Source organism: Synechococcus sp. R6-5 (genome assembly GCF_047461775.1).
In the GTDB taxonomy this organism is placed as follows: Bacteria; Cyanobacteriota; Cyanobacteriia; order Thermostichales; family Thermostichaceae; genus Thermostichus.
This window is the reverse complement of the sequence record NZ_JANSHV010000183.1, coordinates 1-1,828: the sequence shown is the minus strand read 5'-3', so window position 1 is coordinate 1,828 and position 1,828 is coordinate 1. Positions and strand designations below refer to the sequence as shown.

The following is a 1,828-nucleotide window of genomic DNA, read 5'->3' as shown; positions in this document are numbered from 1 at the left end:
TGCCTTTGGGATCGATCCCCAGCAGGCGCACATATTCCCCTCTGTGCTCCGCCAGGGCAGCCTGAACAGCGGCCAGGATCTCCTGCGGCTGACCGCTCAAATTGCCCAAGGTCTGCCAAGAAGAGGTGCGGTAGCGGCGGGCATCGGCCACCTCCAGGCCAATGCGATACCCCTGCGCCAACAGCGTTCGGATTTCTTCCTCTAGCCCTGAGCCAGACTGAGGGCCGGATGTGCCAGAACTCGGGGCAGCGGCTGCCGAGACGCGGCTGGGCATCCCAGAGACCAGCGCCGGCCCATCGGGGGTTTGGATGATCTGCTCCAGCACCCGCCGTTTGGCCTTGGGATCGATCCCCAGTAGGCGCACATATTCTCCCTGGTGCTCCGCCAGGATGGCCCCCAGCGATCGCACCACCTCCGCCTCGTGGGTGCTGGCGATTGGGCTTTCGCTTTGCCAGGAAGAGGTTTTGAAGCGGCGAGCATCGGCATACTCTAGCCCCACGCGATAGCCTTGGGCCAACAGGGCACGAATTTGCTCCACCACCTCCGGCTTGAGAGGGGATCCGCCGCCGTTCCGGCCATTGCCGCGATGGGAAGAATGAGTCATGGGTGCCGTCTCCGTAGCCGTTGAGTTAGAGGTGCGCTGCAGTTCGTTGCGGATGGGAGCGATACAGACGAGGTTTTCGCTGCACTGGTAGCCCTCTCGCAGGGCTTGGTTGATGCCGATCACGTGTTGGGCAAACTTGGCATCGCTATCCTGGACGTCGGGCAGCCGGTCGGCCTCGGCCTGGGTGGTGATGATGGATCCAGAAGGCACGTACTTGCCTGGGGGGATCTCCACATCCTGGATCAGGCAATGCAACATGATGATGCAGCCATCCCCAACCCGAGCGTTGAACACCGTCGAGCGGAAGCCAATAAAGCAGTCGTTGCCCACGTAGGCCGGCCCGTGGATCAGAGCCATGTGGGCAATGGAAGTGTTTCTGCCAATCCAAACGGAGTAGGGTTGGCCGTCTTCTCCTATCACCCGCCCCTGTTCCAGGCCGTGGATGACCACCCCATCCTGAATGTTGGATCTGGCGCCAATGTGGAAGGGGGATCCCTCGTCAGCGCGAATGGAAGTTCCCGGGGCGATCAGCACCTCCGCTTCCACCCGCACATCCCCAATGAGGTTGGAGAAAGAATGCACGTAAGCTGTGGGATCGATCTTGGGCTCCGCCAGTCGGCGAGACCAGGGCGTTGGCGGTGCAGCATAGGTGTGAGCAGGCATAACCGTGAGCCTCTAGAACGCAGTAGGGCGGACAAGGGCAGCAAGAGAGATGAGAAGGGAAGGGATCCCAGCTAGCGTTGATCGCGCTTGTTGTAGAGAGAGCGACCGCCAACGCTGACCGTATCGATAATCGCCATCACCACTGCATCCAGCGGGCGAGTCTGGTTTCCTTGCGGCTGGCGAGCGGCACTGCCTTGGCTAACCAGCACCCACTCGTCAATGCCGGCCCCCACCGGATCGGCAGCCACAGCGTAATCGGGTTGCGGCTGGCCCTCGAGATCGACGTACTGCACCAACAAAAACTTCACGCCCGTCAAGCTGGGATCCTTTTGAGTGCTGGTGACGGTGCCCCGCACAATGGCAATACGCATCAGGGACGGGTGAAGGGACGGATGGCATTTACCCCTTCGCGGAACTGAGCCACATCCTCGGTGTAGCGAATGGGCAACACGTACTCCAGGTTCTCGTGGGGACGGGCGATAATGTGCCAAGACAACAACTGGCCGCCGTTCACCCGCTTCACCGAGTCAATGCCGGCAGCCACCGAGGCTTGCACCTCCG

2 protein-coding genes and 1 pseudogene are annotated in these 1,828 nt (G+C 61.4%); all 3 read right to left on the bottom strand.

The genetic code is table 11. The features are described 5' to 3' along the window. Positions 1 to 1,267 (bottom strand): ribulose bisphosphate carboxylase small subunit (locus NW818_RS10100; RefSeq protein WP_414424476.1); only part of this gene is annotated, 1,267 nt, incomplete at its 3' end. Between the two features lie 71 nt (positions 1,268 to 1,338). Next, entirely contained in the window at positions 1,339 to 1,638 is a 300-nt protein-coding gene (locus NW818_RS10095) for a EutN/CcmL family microcompartment protein (RefSeq protein WP_011433394.1), read from the bottom strand. Then, a pseudogene (locus tag NW818_RS10090) lies at positions 1,638 to 1,828 on the bottom strand (carbon dioxide-concentrating protein CcmK); the annotation flags it as partial. The pseudogene NW818_RS10090 and the gene NW818_RS10095, both read right to left, overlap by 1 nt.

Excerpts from the sequence above, each read along its gene's own strand:
- NW818_RS10095 (WP_011433394.1), bottom strand. The coding sequence starts at position 1,638 with ATGCGTATTGCCATTGTGCGGGGCACCGTCACCAGCACTCAAAAGGAT.